Here is a 15,800-nt window from a genome sequence, read left to right as displayed (position 1 = left end):
CGTGGAAAGTCAGGGAAGGACGACGACCTGGGCGCCGAAGACAAGCCCGGCTCCGAAACCGATCTGCAGGGCGAGCCCGCCGCTCAGTTCCGGCTGTTCCTTCAGTAGCCGGTGCATGGCCAGCGGAATTGACGCAGCGGAGGTGTTCCCCGCATCGACTATGTCACGGGCCACGCTCACGTGTTCGGGAAGCTTCAGCTGCTTGACCATCTCATCGATAATACGGATGTTCGCCTGGTGTGGCAGGAAGGCCGCGAGGTCGTCGGCAGTGATGCCCGCCGCGTCGAGTGCCTGCTGGGCGACCTTGGCCATCTCCCACACCGCCCAGCGGAAGACCGTGGGGCCGTCCTGGCGCATGGTGGGCCACAGGGAGGCCTGCTCCGCGGCGGGGTCGGCGGCTTCGACGTCGCCGTCCGAAGCGGCGAGGGCGCCGAGGGAGTAGTCGCGGATGTCAATGAGGGACCGGGTCATGCGGATCGACTCGTGCTTGCTGCCGTCAGAGCCCCACACCGACGGGCCGATGCCCGCAGTGGTCGACGGGCCGACGACGACGGCGCCCGCGCCGTCACCCAGCAGGAAGGAGATGGTGCGGTCGGAGTTGTCGATGAAGTCCGAGAGCTTTTCAACGCCGACGACCAGGACGTACTCCGCCGTACCGGCGTGCACGAGGGCGTCGGCCTGCGCGATCCCGTAGCAGTAGCCTGCGCAGGCCGCGGAGATGTCGTACGCCGGGGCGGGGGTCGCACCGAGACGGTCCGCGAGCTGCGCGGACGCCGAGGGAGTGGCGTAGGGGTGGGTCACTGTGGAGACGAGCACCCCGCCGAGCTGCTTCGCGTCGATGCCGGCGTTGGCCAGGGCCTCGCGCGCGGCCGCCTCGGCCATGTCGATGACGCTCACGTCGCGTGGAGCGCGGTGCCGGGTGACGATGCCCGTGCGCTGGCGGATCCATTCGTCGGAGGAATCGATCCACTGGACGACGTCGTCATTGGTGACGATTACCTCGGGCCGGTACGCCCCGACGCCGTGAATGCGGGTGTAGTCGCGCAGGGGGGCCTGCTGAAGAGCCGGAGTGCTCACTGATGTCCTTCTGCCAGGGATGAGTCGGTATCCAGGAGACGCGAATGCTCGTCGATGAAGGCGCGGGCTGCGTCGAGGTCCTCCGGAGATTTTACGGGCAATGCGGCCGTACCGCGCATTCCGCGTTTCGCCAGCCCCGTCAGGGTCCCCGCCGGGGCGAGCTCCAGCATGCCGGTCACCCCCATTTCCTGCATTGACGCCATGCACAGATCCCACCTGACCGGGCGTGACACCTGGGCGATGAGGCTGTCAAGGTTCGCCTCGCCTGTGCTCACCGGCTGCCCGTCGTAGTTGGAGAGCAGAGTCGGCAGGGGTTCGGCAGGGGTGAGCGAGGGGCGCAGGGCCTCAAGCGCGGTCACGGCCGGGGCCATGTGCGAAGTGTGGAACGCGCCGGCGACCTTCAGCGGGATCACCCGGGCCTTGGCAGGGGGATCGGCGGCGAGGGCGGCGAGCTGCTGAAACGTCCCGGCGGCCACCACCTGGCCGCCGCCGTTGGCGTTCGCCGCGGTGAGGCCGAGCCGGTCCAGGACCTGCGCGACGTCGTCGGGATTGCCGCCCAGGACGGCGCTCATGCCGGAGGGCACGGCCGCGGCGGCCTCGGCCATGGCGGTGGCACGGACGCGGACGAAGGCGATCGCATCGGCCTCGGTGAGTGCGCCCGAGATGGCGGTGGCGGTCAGCTCACCCACCGAGTGGCCCGCCACGACGGTCCCGGCGGTCATTGGGCGGTTCTCGAGGAGCACCCGGGCCGCGACCAGCCCAGCGGCAACAATCAGGGGCTGGGCGACGGCGGTGTCCTTGATGGTGTCCTCGTCGGAAACCGTGCCGTGCTTGACCAGGTCCACGCCGGCCTGGTCGCTGAGGAGGGCGAGGTGACCGGCGACGCCGGGCAGTTCAAGCCACGGGCTGAGGAATCCTGGCGTTTGGGACCCCTGGCCGGGGCAGGCGATTGCGAGCACGTTTCCAGCTTTCCAAATCGGCGGTGCTTTCTCGGGTGTTTTGTCTAACCAAGCTGCGGCGGACGCTTTGTAGGAACTCTACAAGGTCCAGCCCTAACCGGACCGGGTCGGCGACCGCTCCGGGGAGGTCTTGGGGGGCTGATAGAGCCGCCCGACGACCAGGGCCGTCTGCAGGACAAACGCCTCCCGGGGGAGCAGCGGGTCCCATCCGGTGACGTCACAGACCCGGCGCAGCCGGTACCGAACGGTGTTGGCGTGGACGAACAGCGCACGTGAGGTGGCCTCGAGGGAGTGCCCCAGCGTCAGGTAGGCGGAAAGGGTCTGTTCAAGGCCGTTTGAGGCGTTGATCAGCGGCAGGTAGATGTTGTGGACCAGGGCCTTCCGCGCCGAGTCGTCACCGGAGACGACGCGCTCGGGCCAGAGGTCCTCCGCTGACACCGGCCGGGGCGCGGTCGGCCATGCCTTTGCGGCGGTGAGGCCGGCGAAGGCGGCCTGCGCGGAGCTGCTCGCCGCGACGAGGGACTCCGCTTCCGGGCCGTACACCACCGGCCCCGGCCCGAACAGTTCGCTGAGGCGGGCGTAGGAGGCATCGCGCTCGTGCACACCGCCGAGGACCAGGATGAGCCGGTCGCCCTGGATACCGACGAGGGTGTCCTCCGCCAGCCGCCCGGTGACGCGCCGCAGTTCGTTGAGGAAGCCGGCGTTGGGTTCGGGTGGGGCGCTGCCCACCATCACGGTGATGCGGCCGGTGGCGTTCCACCCGACCGCGGCGATGCGGGAGCGCAGGGCATCGGAGCTTTCACCGCGCAGGATTGCATCGACCACAAGGGCCTCGAGCCGGGTGTCCCAGGATCCGCGCGTCTCGGCGGCTCGGGCATAGACGTCGGCGGCGGCGAAGGCGACCTCGCGGGAGTAGCGGAGCACCGCCTCGCGCAGCGGCGCCTGATCGGCCGGCGGCGCCAGGAAGGGCACCTGGTCCTCGACCACCTGGACCACGACGCGGATCAGCTGGAGCGCCTTCTGCAGGCTGATCGAGCGTGTCAGCTCCGTCGGGGCGGTGCCGAAGACATCGCTGAGCACCCAGGCCGGGGAGACGGGCCGCTGGTACCAGTTGACGAAGGAAGCGATGCCTTTTTGAGCGACCATGCCCAGCGCCGAGCGTTCGTCGGGGCGCAGCCCGCGGTACCAGGGGAGGTCGGAGTCGAGCTGCTTCAGGGTGGCCGTGGAGAGGGCCCCGATCTTCGAGCGCAGCCGCTCCACGGTGTCGGGATCCGGCGGTGCCGCCGATGACCCTCTGGCGGCCCCGGCGGTCCGGGGCGGGGAAGCAGGGCTGTCGGGGAGCGGCATGAACCGAGCATACGTTTTTCCCCCGGGAAGCTCCATTTTGTGGGACAGCTACAAAGAAAGTGCTTAAACGCAACGGCGGGCGGTGGACTTGCGTCCACCGCCCGCCGTCACCGGGTCAGACCCGGGGACCCCTTGAGCAGGGTCAGCTTTCGCCTCCGGTGTTGCCGGTGGTTCCGGCGTTCACGTCGAGCAGCGAGTACTTCTCGATGGCATCGCGCGGGGCGTTGCTGTCGACCTCGCCGCGGCGGGCGAGCATCTCCAGCGCACGGACGACGACCGAGTGGCTGTCGATCTTGAAGAACCGGCGCGCGGCGGCGCGGGTGTCGGAGAACCCGAACCCGTCGGCGCCGAGGGTGGCAAACTCGTTGGGCAGGAACTGCCGGATCTGGTCCGGCACGGCCTTCATGAAGTCGCTGACGGCGACGATCGGGCCGGTGGCACCCTCGAGCTGCTGGGTGATGAACGGCTTGCGGGCCTCAGCGCCGGGGTTCAGGAACGCATCCTCCTCGGCGGCGAGCCCGTCGCGGCGCAGTTCGTTCCAGGACGTGACCGACCAGACATCGGCGGATACACCCCAGTCCTCGGCGAGGATCTGCTGGGCTTCGAGGGCCCAGGGCACTGCCACGCCGGAGGCCAACAGCTGCGTGCGCGGACCGTCGACCTTCGCGGGCTTGAGCAGGTAGATGCCCTTGAGCAGGCCATCGACGTCGAGCTCCTCGGGTTCGGCCGGCTGCACGTACGGCTCGTTGTAGACCGTGAGGTAGTACATGAGGTTCCGCTCGGACTCGGAGCCGCCCGGGTTCTCGCCGTACATCCGGTTGAGCCCGTCCCGGAGGATATGGCCGATCTCGTACCCGAAGGCCGGGTCGTAGGTGATGACGGCCGGGTTCGTCGAGGCCAGGATCGGAGAGTGTCCGTCGGCGTGCTGGAGGCCCTCGCCGGTCAGCGTGGTGCGCCCTGCGGTGGCCCCGATGATGAAGCCGCGGGTCATCTGGTCGGCGGCCGCCCAGATGGAGTCGCCGGTCCGCTGGAACCCGAACATCGAGTAGAAGACGTAGACGGGGATCAGCGGTTCGCCGTGTGTGGCGTACGCGGTTCCGGCTGCAGTGAAGGCGGCGACGGAGCCGGCCTCGTTGATGCCGGCGTGCAGGATCTGGCCCTCGATCGACTCCTTGTAGGCGAGGACGAGGTCCCGGTCCACGGACAGGTAGTTCTGGCCCTTGGGATTGTAGATCTTCGCCGTGGGGAAGAAGGAGTCCATGCCGAAGGTGCGGGCCTCATCGGGGATGATGGGCACGATCCGCTTGCCGAACTCCTTGTCCCGCATGAGGTCCTTGAGGACGCGCACGAAGGCCATGGTGGTGGCGGCCTGCTGCTTGCCGGAGCCGCGCTTGGCGGTCTCGTAGGCTTTGTCGCCAGGCAGGGTGATCTCGGCGTGCTTGGTGCGGCGTTCGGGGACGGAGCCGCCGAGTTCCCTGCGCCGTTCGAGGAGGTACTTGATCTCCGGCGCGTCGGGGCCCGGGTGGTAGTACGGCGGGTTGTAGAGGTCGTTGTCGATCTGCTCGTCGGTGACGGGGATCCGCAGGTGGTCGCGGAACGCCTTCAGGTCCTCGAGGGTGAGCTTCTTCATCTGGTGGGTCGCGTTGCGGCCCTCGAAGTGCGGGCCCAGGCCGTAACCCTTGACGGTCTTGGCGAGGATGACGGTGGGCTTGCCCTTGAACTCGGTGGCCGCCTTATATGCCGCGTACACCTTGCGATAGTCGTGGCCGCCGCGCTTGAGGTTCCAGATCTGCGCATCGGTCATATCCGCGACCATCGCCTTGGTGGCCGGCGACTTGCCGAAGAAGTGGTCCCGGACGAATCCGCCGGACTCGGTCTTGAAGGTCTGGTAGTCGCCGTCGGGGGTGGTGTTCATGATCTCCACCAGCGCGCCGTCATTGTCCTTCTCGAGCAGCGAGTCCCACTCGCGGCCCCAGACGACCTTGATGACGTTCCAGCCGGCGCCGCGGAAGAACGCCTCGAGCTCCTGCATGATCTTGCCGTTGCCTCGCACCGGGCCGTCGAGGCGCTGCAGGTTGCAGTTGATGACGAAGTTCAGGTTGTCGAGGTTCTCGTTGGCGGCGAGCTGCAGGAGGCCGCGCGATTCGGGCTCGTCCATCTCGCCGTCGCCCAGGAACGCCCAGACCTGCTGGTCGGAGGTGTCCTTAATACCGCGGTTGTGGAGGTAGCGGTTCGACTGCGCCTGGTAGATGGCGTTCATCGGGCCGATGCCCATGGACACGGTGGGGAATTCCCAGAACTCGGGCATGAGCCGCGGGTGCGGATAGGAGGAGAGCGCGTGGCCCTCCTTCGACTTCTCCTGCCGGAACCCGTCGAGGTCCTCTTCGGTGAGGCGCCCTTCGAGGAAGGCCCGGGCGTACATGCCGGGAGAGGCGTGACCCTGGAAGAACACCTGGTCGCCGCCGCCCGGGTGGTCCTTGCCCCGGAAGAAGTGGTTGAAACCGACTTCATACAGCGTGGCCGCGCCGGCGTAGGTCGAGATGTGCCCGCCCGCGCCGATCTCCGGCCGCTGGGCCCGGTGCACCATGACCGCCGCGTTCCAGCGCATCCATGCGCGGTACTTGCGTTCGATCTCCTCGTCCCCGGGGAACTCGGGCTCCTGGTCGGCGGGGATGGTGTTGACGTAGTCCGTGGTGGTCACCATCGGAACGCCGACGCTCTGGGCTCCTGCCCGCTGGAGCAGCGAACGCATGATGTACTGCGCCCGCTCGGTGCCCTGGGTGCGGATGAGCTGATCGAGGGACTCGATCCACTCAGCCGTCTCCTCAGGGTCGCCATCGGGCTTGCCCACGGTCAGACCACTCAAAATATCTGCCGTACCTTCTTCTGCAGCCACGCGAAAACCTCTCCACTTGTCGCCGATGTTGTCAGCGACGCTTATGACTTCGTGCTTCGGATCGATTGCCCGAATGATTGTGCAGGTCCGGCCGGGGGCTGATTAACCGAGGCCGTTCACCGAATCACTCTATCGCCGCGGCGGGTCGGATGCGTAGCCGCGGCTTCGCGCTGGGCGAAACCGCGGATGGCAGGGCGGCGGCGGCCCGCCGCCGGACGCCATGGCAGGGCGGCGTCGGACGGTCGATGGGCCCGCGGCGGCGGGTAAGGGGGGCGCGGTGTCACCAGATGGGGTGCGCCGCAGCCCGTGCAAAGGTCATGCCAGCTTGAAGCGTGGCGTATAAAGGTGTTGGCTGGTAGTAATACAAGATTACCTTTGTGCGGATTCGTCATCTGGACGGTCCCGGCGTTCTTCAGGAGGAACTAAGTGAGCGAGGCCGAAGCCGCCACTGCAGTAAGTGTGGCGGGCAAGTTGGGTTTGAAGACCGGTGACCTTGTTCAGGAGCTCGGCTACGACGAGGACGTCGACTTCGACTTCCGCGACGCGCTCGAGGCCGACATCGGGTCGGAACTTCTGATGGAGGACGACCAGGACGTCGTGGACGGCGTCATCCTGTGGTGGCGCAACAACGATGGCGACCTCGTTGATGCTCTCGTCGACGCACTGGTTTCCCTCGGCGAAGGCGGCGTCATCTGGGTTCTCACCCCCAAGCCCGGACGCGAGGGCTACGTCGCCCCGTCCGAAATCCAGGAGGCCGCGCCCACCGCAGGGCTCCACTCAACCTCCTCCGCGGGGGTCTCGAAGGAGTGGGCCGCAACCCGCCTGGTGAGCCGGCGGAAGCAGTAGCGTGACGAGGCTCCCTGTTCCGGGTGAGCCCGCGCCCGTTGCCGAGCTGGTGAACCAGCATGGCGAAACAATTCGTTTGAGTGCCCTTCGGGGTGCGCCGGCGGCGCTCGTCTTCTTTCCCTCGGCCTTCTCCCGGGTCTGCACCCGGGAACTGGCGGACCTGCAGGCCTCCCGGGGCCTCTTTTTGGCCCATGGTGTCCGGCTGCTCGGTATTTCGACCGACTCCAAGTACACCCTGCGGGCCTATGCCGAGGCCGAAGGCCTCTCCTTCGATCTCCTGTCGGATTTCTGGCCCCACGGCGCCGCAGCCCAGGCCTTCGGCGTCTTCGACGGGCAGGCCGGGCACGCGGGACGGTACACCTTCTTCCTCGACGCCAACGGCTTGGTCTCCTCCGTCGTCAGTTCCGGCCCGGGGGAGCCGCGCAGCGCGGCGGACTATGCCTCCGCCGTCGCCTCGCTGGCGGGTGCGGCGTGAGCGTGCAGCCCGGACAGAATCCGCCCGGTGATCCCGTGCCGGCGGATCCGGCGGCTCATCCGCGCTTCGGACTGACGGGATTCGCGACGGACGGCTCCGCCGCGCTGGCACCCCTCGACGCTGAGGCCCTAGCCCGGCTCGATGAGGCCGTGGAGCTGCTGTCCGGCCTGCGGCTTGCCGTCCTGACCGGGGCGGGCCTCAGCACGGATTCGGGCATCCCCGACTACCGCGGGCCGTCGTCGCCCCCGCGCAACCCGATGACCTACCAGCAGTTCGTGGGCGATGACGCCCTCCGCCGGCGGTACTGGGCCCGCAATCACGTGGGCTGGCGCCATCTGCGCCACGCCGACCCCAACCCGGGCCACGCCGCCGTCGCACGGCTCGAGCAGCGCGGGCTGCTGACCGGGCTCATCACCCAGAACGTGGACCGGCTCCATTCAACGGCCGGCAGCGTCAACGTGATCGACCTCCACGGCACCTACGACCGGGTTGTCTGCCTCAACTGCAGGACGCAGTTCCGGCGGGCCGAGATCGCCGATCTGCTCGAAAGGCTCAACCCCGGCTACCTCGAGCGCGAAGCCGACGCCGGGGACGTCGCACCCGACGCCGACGCCGACGTCGATGACACCGCCGATTTCGTCATCGCACCGTGCCCGGTCTGCGGCGGGATGCTCAAGCCGGACTTCGTCTACTTCGGCGAGAATGTCCCGACGGACCGGGTAGCCGAGGCCTACCGCATGGTGGACGAGGCCGGGGCCCTGCTTGTCGCCGGGTCCTCGCTCACCGTGATGAGCGGGCTGCGGTTCGTCCGCCACGCGCACAAGGCAGGGAAGCCTGTGGTCATTATCAACCGCGGCGCGACCCGGGGCGACGATCTGGCCACCCTGCTCATCGACGCCGGGGTCTCGGAGTCACTGACCTACCTCGCGGAAAGGCTGCCCGCGCTGGAGAATTGAGCGCGGACCGCCCGTGTGCCGGGTGCCAGCGATTGGCGCGCGCCGTCCGTCATCGGGTAGAGTCAGTCCTCGTGATGAGCGCTCTTCCGGATTTTCCGGGCGGCGCCGCATTCACGAATTTGGGTCTTTAGCTCAGCTGGTAGAGCGCCACGTTTACACCGTGGATGTCATCGGTTCGATCCCGGTAGGACCCACCACCGAAACCCCGTTTCCCGGCCTAGAAGCCGCGGGAACGGGGTTTCTGCGTTGAGTGCGCCCTTTCCACGAAAGACTCGACACTGCTGTCCCACGAAAGCAGAGGCACCAACCTCAGCACTTCGACTGCGCCGGAATGGCGCGACGGTCGACTCCGCCCCCGGGGTTTGGTCGGGAATCAAGCAATGAGGGTAGAGAGTCCCACCAATTTAGGGTAGATGGTCACTCCAATTCAGGGTAGAAACCGACTGCAATTAGGGTATGGAGTCGCTCCCGATTGCCTTGCGCTCGACGGATCGCCCCCTCCACACTTGACGCACTGGGGATCCATTTTTTAAATCCAGGGGGCAACTGGTGCTGGACTCTGCATTCTTTTCACTTCGCCGTCGTGGTGACGGCCGCAGGACTTCTCAATCTAAATTACGGCGCCAGGGTGGTCCGCGTCCTCGCGGGCTGCTGAATCTGCGCATCAACGCAGTGCTGACGGCGCTGCTGGTTGCGGCGGGTGCCTTGGTGATGCCGGTCGCGGCGTCGGGCGCGACCGGCGATGTCGGGGTCGAGGGTCCGTCGCATTCGGGGACGGGGACGCCGACCGGCACCAAGCGGGCCACGAGCAATCTGTGGTTCCACGACGGGCTGTGGTGGGGCAATCTGTGGGACACGTCCAGCTCGGACTTCCATATCTTCCGGTTCAACCCCTCGACGAACTCCTGGGTCAATACGGGTGTGAAGACCGATACGCGGTCGAGCACCCACCATGACGTGCTGTGGGACGGGTCGACGTTGCATGTGGCGAGCTACCGGTTCGTCAATGACGGTCTGCCGGCCGAGCCGAATTACCCGACGACGATGCGGCGTTACAGCTACAACGCGAGCACTAAGACGTACACGCTGCTGAGCTCCACCCAGATCAACAATCAGCGCGTTGAGGCCCTGACCATCGATAAGGATACGACGGGCCGGATCTGGGCCACCTGGCAGCAGGGGAACCGGATCTACCTGAATGTCACCGGCACCGACGGCAAGACCTGGGGGTCACCGTTCGCGCATCCCGCGTCGCTGAGCAACGTATCGGTGGATGACACCTCGGCTTTGGTGGCCTACGGGCCCGGCAAAATGGGTCTGATGTGGAGCCGCCAGGTCGGTGACTCAACCGACGGCATGTACTTCAGCTTCCACAACGATGGAGCGTCAAACAGCTCCTGGTCCACTCCCGTGGCGGCGGTGTCGGGCCAGCGCAGCGGTGATGACCATATGAACCTGAAGTGGCTGGACTCCTCCGGTGGTCGCGTCTTCGCCGCGATCAAGACGTCGTACACATCGGCGTCCCAGCCGTTGATCCAGCTGCTGGCCCTGAACAACTCGACGTCGACGTGGTCGGCGCACACCATCGCAACCGTGGCCGAGTGCCCGAACCGGGTGATCGTCCTGATCGACGAAAGCACGCAGAGACTGCGCACCTTCGCCACCTATCCCAAGCCCAGCGGCACGACCAACGCCGGTGCCTGCACCACCTCAGGTGGGGCCATCTACGAGAAATCCACCCCGCTCAGCACCATCAGCTTCACCACTTCGAAGACGGCGCGAATCGTTGACGCCGACCAGTATGTCCACAACGTGACGTCGACGAAGCAGAACATCAATAGTTCGCGAGGCACGGCCAACAGCGGTCTGCTGCTGCTCGCCGATGTAAATGCCACGAGCCGTTACTGGCACTACTACGACGGCAGCGGCGGCAGCGGTGGCGGTGATACGACGGCTCCGACGGTGACGGGGACCTCTCCGACTGCCGGTGCGACGGGTGTGGCGGTGACGGCGAACGCGTCGGGGACGTTCTCGGAGGCGATGACTGCCTCGACGATTACGTCCTCCACGTTCACGCTGACGGCGCAGGGGTCGACGACGCCGGTGCCGGCGGCCGTGACGTACAGCGGCAATATCGCGACGTTGAATCCGGGTTCGGATCTGGCGGCGGGCACGACGTACACGGCCACGATCAAGGGCGGCTCGGCCGGGGTGAAGGATGCCGCCGGTAATCCGCTGTCATCGGATAAGACGTGGACCTTCACCACCGCTGCCGCGGGCGGCGGCGGGGGCACCCCGGAGACGGTCACGCTGACGGCCGCTGCTGACAGTTATGTCTCCAGCGGGGCGACAGGGACGAATTATGGTTCGGGTACCGTCCTGGGGGTGGACAACAGCCCGGTGGAGGTTTCGTACCTGAAGTTCGATCTGTCGGCGTATGCGGGCAGGACCCTGGAGAGTGCCACGCTGCAGGTGCGCAGTGCCGGCAGCGGGTCCTCGGGCCGGCAGAACGTGAAGCTGGTGGCCAGCGACACCTGGACCGAGGGCGCGATCACGTACAGCAACAGGCCGGCGCTGGGCACCGGCATCGGCACGCTGGGCCCGACCGTGACCAACACCAACTACAGTGTTCCGCTCACCGTCAGCGGCCTGAGCGGTGAGCTCGGCCAGCAGCTGTCCCTGGGAATGGACTCCACCAGCAGCGACGGCCTTGACCTCAACTCCCGGGAGGCCGGCAGCACGGCCGCACCCAAGCTGGTGCTCACCTTCAGTGATGGCAGCGGCGGCGGTGTTACGGATACGACGGCTCCGACGGTGACGGGGACCTCTCCGACTGCCGGTGCGACGGGTGTGGCGGTGACGGCGAACGCGTCGGGGACGTTCTCGGAGGCGATGACCGCCTCGACGATTACGTCCTCCACGTTCACGCTGACGGCGCAGGGGTCGACGACGCCGGTGCCGGCGGCCGTGACGTACAGCGGCAATATCGCGACGTTGAATCCGGGTTCGGATCTGGCGGCGGGCACGACGTACACGGCCACGATCAAGGGCGGCTCGGCCGGGGTGAAGGATGCCGCCGGTAATCCGCTGTCATCGGATAAGACGTGGACCTTCACCACCGCTGCCGCGGGCGGCGGCGGGGGCACCCCGGAGACGGTCACGCTGACGGCCGCTGCTGACAGTTATGTCTCCAGCGGGGCGACAGGGACGAATTATGGTTCGGGTACCGTCCTGGGGGTGGACAACAGCCCGGTGGAGGTTTCGTACCTGAAGTTCGATCTGTCGGCGTATGCGGGCAGGACCCTGGAGAGTGCCACGCTGCAGGTGCGCAGTGCCGGCAGCGGGTCCTCGGGCCGGCAGAACGTGAAGCTGGTGGCCAGCGACACCTGGACCGAGGGCGCGATCACGTACAGCAACAGGCCGGCGCTGGGCACCGGCATCGGCACGCTGGGCCCGACCGTGACCAACACCAACTACAGTGTTCCGCTCACCGTCAGCGGCCTGAGCGGTGAGCTCGGCCAGCAGCTGTCCCTGGGAATGGACTCCACCAGCAGCGACGGCCTTGACCTCAACTCCCGGGAGGCCGGCAGCACGGCCGCACCCAAGCTGGTGCTCACCTTCAGTGACTAGGCCCGGCACTGCCGACCAACGCACCTGATAACGACAAACGCACCGGATAAAACCGGTGCGTTTGTCGTTTTCGGGTGTGCCGGACGCTTCGAGGCGCGGCGGTCGTTTTCGGGCTGCGTCAGTCGGCCGCAGCCAACTGCCCGCACGCCCCGTCGATCTCCTGGCCGCGCGTGTCGCGCAGCGTCGTCGGAATGCCTGCGTCCCGGAGCCTGCGAATGAACTCCGCGGTGACGGCGGGCTCCGAGGCCGTCCAGATCGACCCCGGCGTTGGGTTCAGCGGGATCGGGTTGACGTGCACCCAGCCGCGGCCGCGCTTGTTGAGCTTCTTGGCCAGCAGGTCCGCACGCCAGGGGTGGTCGTTCATGTCCTTGATCAGCGCATACTCGATGCTCACCCGGCGCCCCGTGGTGGCGAAATAGTTGTACGCGGCGTCGAGGGCCTCGTCCACCTTCCACTTGGTGTTCACGGGAATCAGCTCATCCCGCAGCTCGTCGTCGGGCGCGTGGAGGGACAGCGCGAAGGTCACAGGAACGTCCTCGGCCGCGAGCTTGTTGATCGCGGGCACCAGCCCCACAGTGGACACGGTGATGTGCCGGGCCGACATGCCCAGCCCTTCGGGGGAGTCGTCGACGAAGCGGTGGACGGCGGCCATGACGCGCTTGTAGTTGGCCAGCGGCTCGCCCATGCCCATGAAGACGATGTTGGTGACGCGGTCGGCGTCGTGCCCGCCGTCGGTGCGGGTTCCGCCGAGCTCGCCTGCCGCGAGGACGCGGTTCGCGGCGACCACCTGGTCCACGATCTCAGCGGTGGACATGTTTCGGGTCAGACCCGCCTGGCCGGTGGCGCAGAAGGGGCAGTTCATGCCGCAACCGGCCTGTGAGGAGACGCACAGGGTGACCCGGCCGGGGTAGCGCATCAGGACGGATTCGACGAGCGCGCCATCGAACAGCCGCCACAGGAATTTGATGGTGTCGCCGTTGTCGGTCTTGAGCTGCTTGACCTTGGTGAGCAGCGGCGGGAACATCGCCTCGACCAGTTCGGCCCGGCCCGCCTTGGGGAGGTCGCTCATGAGCTCGGGATCGGTGGTGTAGTGGGTGAAGTAGTGGGTGGAGAGCTGCTTGGCCCGGTACGCCGGGTAGCCGAGTTCCTTGAGCCGCTCCTGGCGTTCGGTGAGCGTGAGGTCGGCCAGGTGCACCGGCGGCTGCTTCACGCGCGGGGACTTGAACTGGAGGAGCGGACGCCCGTCGCTGCCGACGACCGGGGCGGCGCCCTCCACCTCCGGGCGGACCTGGGGGCGGGTGGAACCGGGAGCGGGGGAAAGGGTCGCGTCAGTCATCGGTTCCATTGTTTCACGACTTGTTTGGAGCCGAGTCCGCGGCCCGTGGCGAATGTTACCTAGGCCATATGCCGTCCTATGGCTTCCGGAGCGCCCCCGGTAATAGGCTGAGGATTAAGGGATGGGGGCGAAGATGCCCCCACTCAGCGCAGGCGCCAACGACGCGCCTCGAAGCATCGGAGAAATCATTGAGTGCACAAATTGGAGTGACCGGGCTTGCCGTCATGGGAGCAAACCTCGCCCGCAACCTGGCCCGCAACGGCTACACCGTGGCCCTGCATAACCGGTCGATCGAAAAGACGGACGCCCTGCTCGAGAAGTACGGCCACGAGGGCGACTTCATCCGCACCGAATCACTCCAGGAGCTGGTCGACTCCCTTGAGAAGCCCCGCCGGGTCCTGATCATGGTGAAGGCCGGCAAGCCGGTGGACTCCGTCATCGATCAGCTGGCGCCGCTGCTCGAGCCCGAAGACATCATCATCGATGCGGGCAACTCCCACTACGAAGACACCCGTCGGCGCGAGGCAGCGCTGGCCGAGAAGGGCCTGTTCTTCGTCGGCGTCGGCGTGTCCGGCGGCGAGGAGGGCGCGCTGCTCGGGCCCTCGATCATGCCCGGTGGCTCCCGCAAGTCGTATGAGTCGCTTGGCCCCATGCTTGAGAAGATCTCCGCGAAGTACAAGGGCGAGGCGTGCTGCGCCTGGATCGGCACCGACGGCGCCGGCCACTTCGTGAAGATGGTCCACAACGGCATCGAGTACGCCGACATGCAGGTCATCGGCGAGGCGTACGACGTCCTCCGCTCGGCCGCCGGCATCGAACCGGCCGAACAGGCCGACATCTTCACCGAGTGGAACAAGGGCTCCCTCTCGTCCTTCCTCATCGAAATCACGGCCGAGGTGCTCCGCCACACCGATCCGCGCAGCGACAAGCCGTTCGTCGACATCCTCGTCGACTCCGCCGGCCAGAAGGGTACCGGCCGCTGGACGGTCGTCTCTGCGCTTGAGCTCGGAAGCCCGACCTCGGGCATCGCCGAGTCCGTGTTCGCCCGCGGCCTGTCCTCCCAGCGGGAGCAGCGCCTGCTGGCACAGGAGACGTTGAAGGGCCACGAGTCGAGCGTCGAACTGCCCGAGTCCTTTGTCGAGGACGTGCGCCTTGCCCTCTACGCCTCGAAAATCGTCAGCTACGCCCAGGGCATGGACATGCTCGGCGCCGCCGCGAAGGAGTACGGCTGGGAGCTGAAGCTCGACGAGATCGCCTCGCTCTGGCGGGCCGGCTGCATCATCCGCGCCGAACTGCTCGACGATGTCATGAAGGCCTACGCCGGCGCGGACCGCCCGGCCAACCTGCTGCTCGCGCCGGCCTTCACCGAGGCGATCGCCGACGCCGTTCCGGCCTGGCGGCGCGTCGTGGCCACGGCGGTGCAGCTGGGCATCCCCGTGCCCGTCTTCTCCTCGTCGCTGGCCTACTACGACGGTCTGCGCCGCAAGCGCCTGCCCGCCGCCCTGACCCAGGGCCTGCGCGACCTCTTCGGCGCACACACCTACAACCGGGTCGACGCCGAGGGCACCTTCCACACCCAGTGGAGCGGCGACCGCTCCGAAATCGAAGCCGTGGACACCCACTAGTTCAGCTGGCTTAGACACGACGAAGGCCCCGGGAAACCGGGGCCTTTGTCGTGCGTGGAGAAGCTAGATGTAGATGGCAGGGTCGACGTACTCGGCGGGATCCACGGCGGGCAGGGTCTCCCGGCGGGCGTCGCGGTGCCGGTAGGTCGCGGGGATCCCGGTGATGATCGATTCCGGCGGCGTGCTCTTGACGACGACGGCGTTGGCTCCCACGGCGCTGCGGGCACCGATGGTGATGGGGCCGAGGATTTTCGCCCCGGCGCCGATGGTGACTCCGTCGCCGATGGTGGGGTGGCGCTTAACCTTTTCCAGGGACCGCCCGCCCAGGGTGACGCCCTGGTACATCATGACGTCGTCACCGATTTCGGCGGTTCCACCGATCACGATACCCATGCCGTGGTCGATGAAGAAACGGCGTCCGATGACCGCCGCGGGGTGGATCTCGATTCCGGTCGCGGCCCGGGCCAACTGGGCCAGGATGCGGGCCGGAAGGCGCAGCCCCGGCCGGGTCCACATCCGGTGCGTGAGCCGGTGCACCCAGATGGCGTGCAGGCCGGAGTACACCAGGGTGTTCTCGACAGCCCCGCGCGCCGCGGGGTCGTGGGTGCGGGCCGTCTCCAGGTCCTCGCGCAGTCTCCCTAAAAAGCTCAAGG

11 protein-coding genes and 1 tRNA gene are annotated in these 15,800 nt (G+C 67.3%); 6 read left to right on the top strand and 6 right to left on the bottom strand.

What is annotated here, in order from left to right; genetic code table 11:
• Positions 1 to 9: 9 nt before the first annotated feature.
• The 4 genes from GVV86_RS04365 to aceE all read right to left on the bottom strand — a co-directional run bounded on the left by GVV86_RS04365 (position 10) and on the right by aceE (position 6,279).
• A complete protein-coding gene (locus GVV86_RS04365; protein WP_159801563.1) occupies positions 10 to 1,077 on the bottom strand; it encodes a beta-ketoacyl-ACP synthase III in 1,068 nt (355 codons plus the stop codon).
• A complete protein-coding gene (locus GVV86_RS04360; protein WP_159801561.1) occupies positions 1,074 to 2,036 on the bottom strand; it encodes an ACP S-malonyltransferase in 963 nt (320 codons plus the stop codon). Before GVV86_RS04360 ends, GVV86_RS04365 begins: the two co-directional genes overlap by 4 nt.
• 93 nt (positions 2,037 to 2,129) lie before the next feature.
• Positions 2,130 to 3,383, bottom strand: coding sequence for a PucR family transcriptional regulator (locus GVV86_RS04355; RefSeq protein ID WP_159618225.1), 1,254 nt, complete (start codon positions 3,381 to 3,383; stop codon positions 2,130 to 2,132).
• A gap of 142 nt (positions 3,384 to 3,525) precedes the next feature.
• Positions 3,526 to 6,279, bottom strand: coding sequence for a pyruvate dehydrogenase (acetyl-transferring), homodimeric type (gene aceE / locus GVV86_RS04350; protein ID WP_159801559.1), 2,754 nt, complete (start codon positions 6,277 to 6,279; stop codon positions 3,526 to 3,528).
• A gap of 426 nt (positions 6,280 to 6,705) precedes the next feature.
• Here aceE and GVV86_RS04345 point away from each other — a divergent pair, with 426 nt between their 5' ends.
• The 5 genes from GVV86_RS04345 (at position 6,706) to GVV86_RS18585 (ending at position 12,186) form a co-directional block, all read left to right on the top strand.
• Positions 6,706 to 7,125, top strand: coding sequence for a DUF3052 domain-containing protein (locus GVV86_RS04345; protein WP_159616933.1), 420 nt, complete (start codon positions 6,706 to 6,708; stop codon positions 7,123 to 7,125).
• 1 nt (position 7,126) lies between these two features.
• Positions 7,127 to 7,600 (top strand): redoxin domain-containing protein, encoded by a 474-nt coding sequence (locus tag GVV86_RS04340; protein ID WP_159616931.1) that lies wholly within the window; start codon positions 7,127 to 7,129, stop codon positions 7,598 to 7,600.
• 71 nt (positions 7,601 to 7,671) lie between these two features.
• Positions 7,672 to 8,556, top strand: coding sequence for an NAD-dependent protein deacetylase (locus GVV86_RS04335; protein WP_201291359.1), 885 nt, complete (start codon positions 7,672 to 7,674; stop codon positions 8,554 to 8,556).
• A 121-nt stretch (positions 8,557 to 8,677) separates the two neighbouring features.
• Positions 8,678 to 8,753 (top strand) — tRNA-Val (locus GVV86_RS04330).
• Positions 8,754 to 9,267: 514 nt separating this feature from the next.
• Positions 9,268 to 12,186 carry a CBM96 family carbohydrate-binding protein gene (locus GVV86_RS18585; RefSeq protein ID WP_246669878.1) on the top strand — a complete coding sequence of 973 codons (2,919 nt, stop codon included), beginning with the start codon at positions 9,268 to 9,270 and terminating at the stop codon, positions 12,184 to 12,186.
• A gap of 118 nt (positions 12,187 to 12,304) precedes the next feature.
• Here GVV86_RS18585 and rlmN read toward each other — a convergent pair whose 3' ends face one another.
• Complete coding sequence (rlmN, locus tag GVV86_RS04315) at positions 12,305 to 13,522, bottom strand: dual-specificity RNA methyltransferase RlmN (RefSeq protein ID WP_159801557.1); 1,218 nt, start codon at positions 13,520 to 13,522, stop codon at positions 12,305 to 12,307.
• A 188-nt stretch (positions 13,523 to 13,710) separates the two neighbouring features.
• Here rlmN and gndA point away from each other — a divergent pair, with 188 nt between their 5' ends.
• Positions 13,711 to 15,147, top strand: a complete 1,437-nt coding sequence (gene gndA, locus GVV86_RS04310; RefSeq protein ID WP_159616927.1) for an NADP-dependent phosphogluconate dehydrogenase — start codon at positions 13,711 to 13,713, stop codon at positions 15,145 to 15,147.
• A gap of 63 nt (positions 15,148 to 15,210) precedes the next feature.
• Here gndA and epsC read toward each other — a convergent pair whose 3' ends face one another.
• The gene (gene epsC / locus GVV86_RS04305) at positions 15,211 to 15,798 is read right to left on the bottom strand and encodes a serine O-acetyltransferase EpsC (protein WP_159616925.1); all 588 of its coding nucleotides are present in this window, start codon (positions 15,796 to 15,798) and stop codon (positions 15,211 to 15,213) included.
• Positions 15,799 to 15,800: the final 2 nt, after the last annotated feature.

Origin of the sequence: Arthrobacter zhaoguopingii (genome assembly GCF_009828595.1) — a bacterium.
Lineage (GTDB): Bacteria > Actinomycetota > Actinomycetes > Actinomycetales > Micrococcaceae > Arthrobacter_D > Arthrobacter_D zhaoguopingii.
Note: the sequence above shows the minus strand (reverse complement) of the source record. Positions and strands in the feature narration are given on the sequence as shown.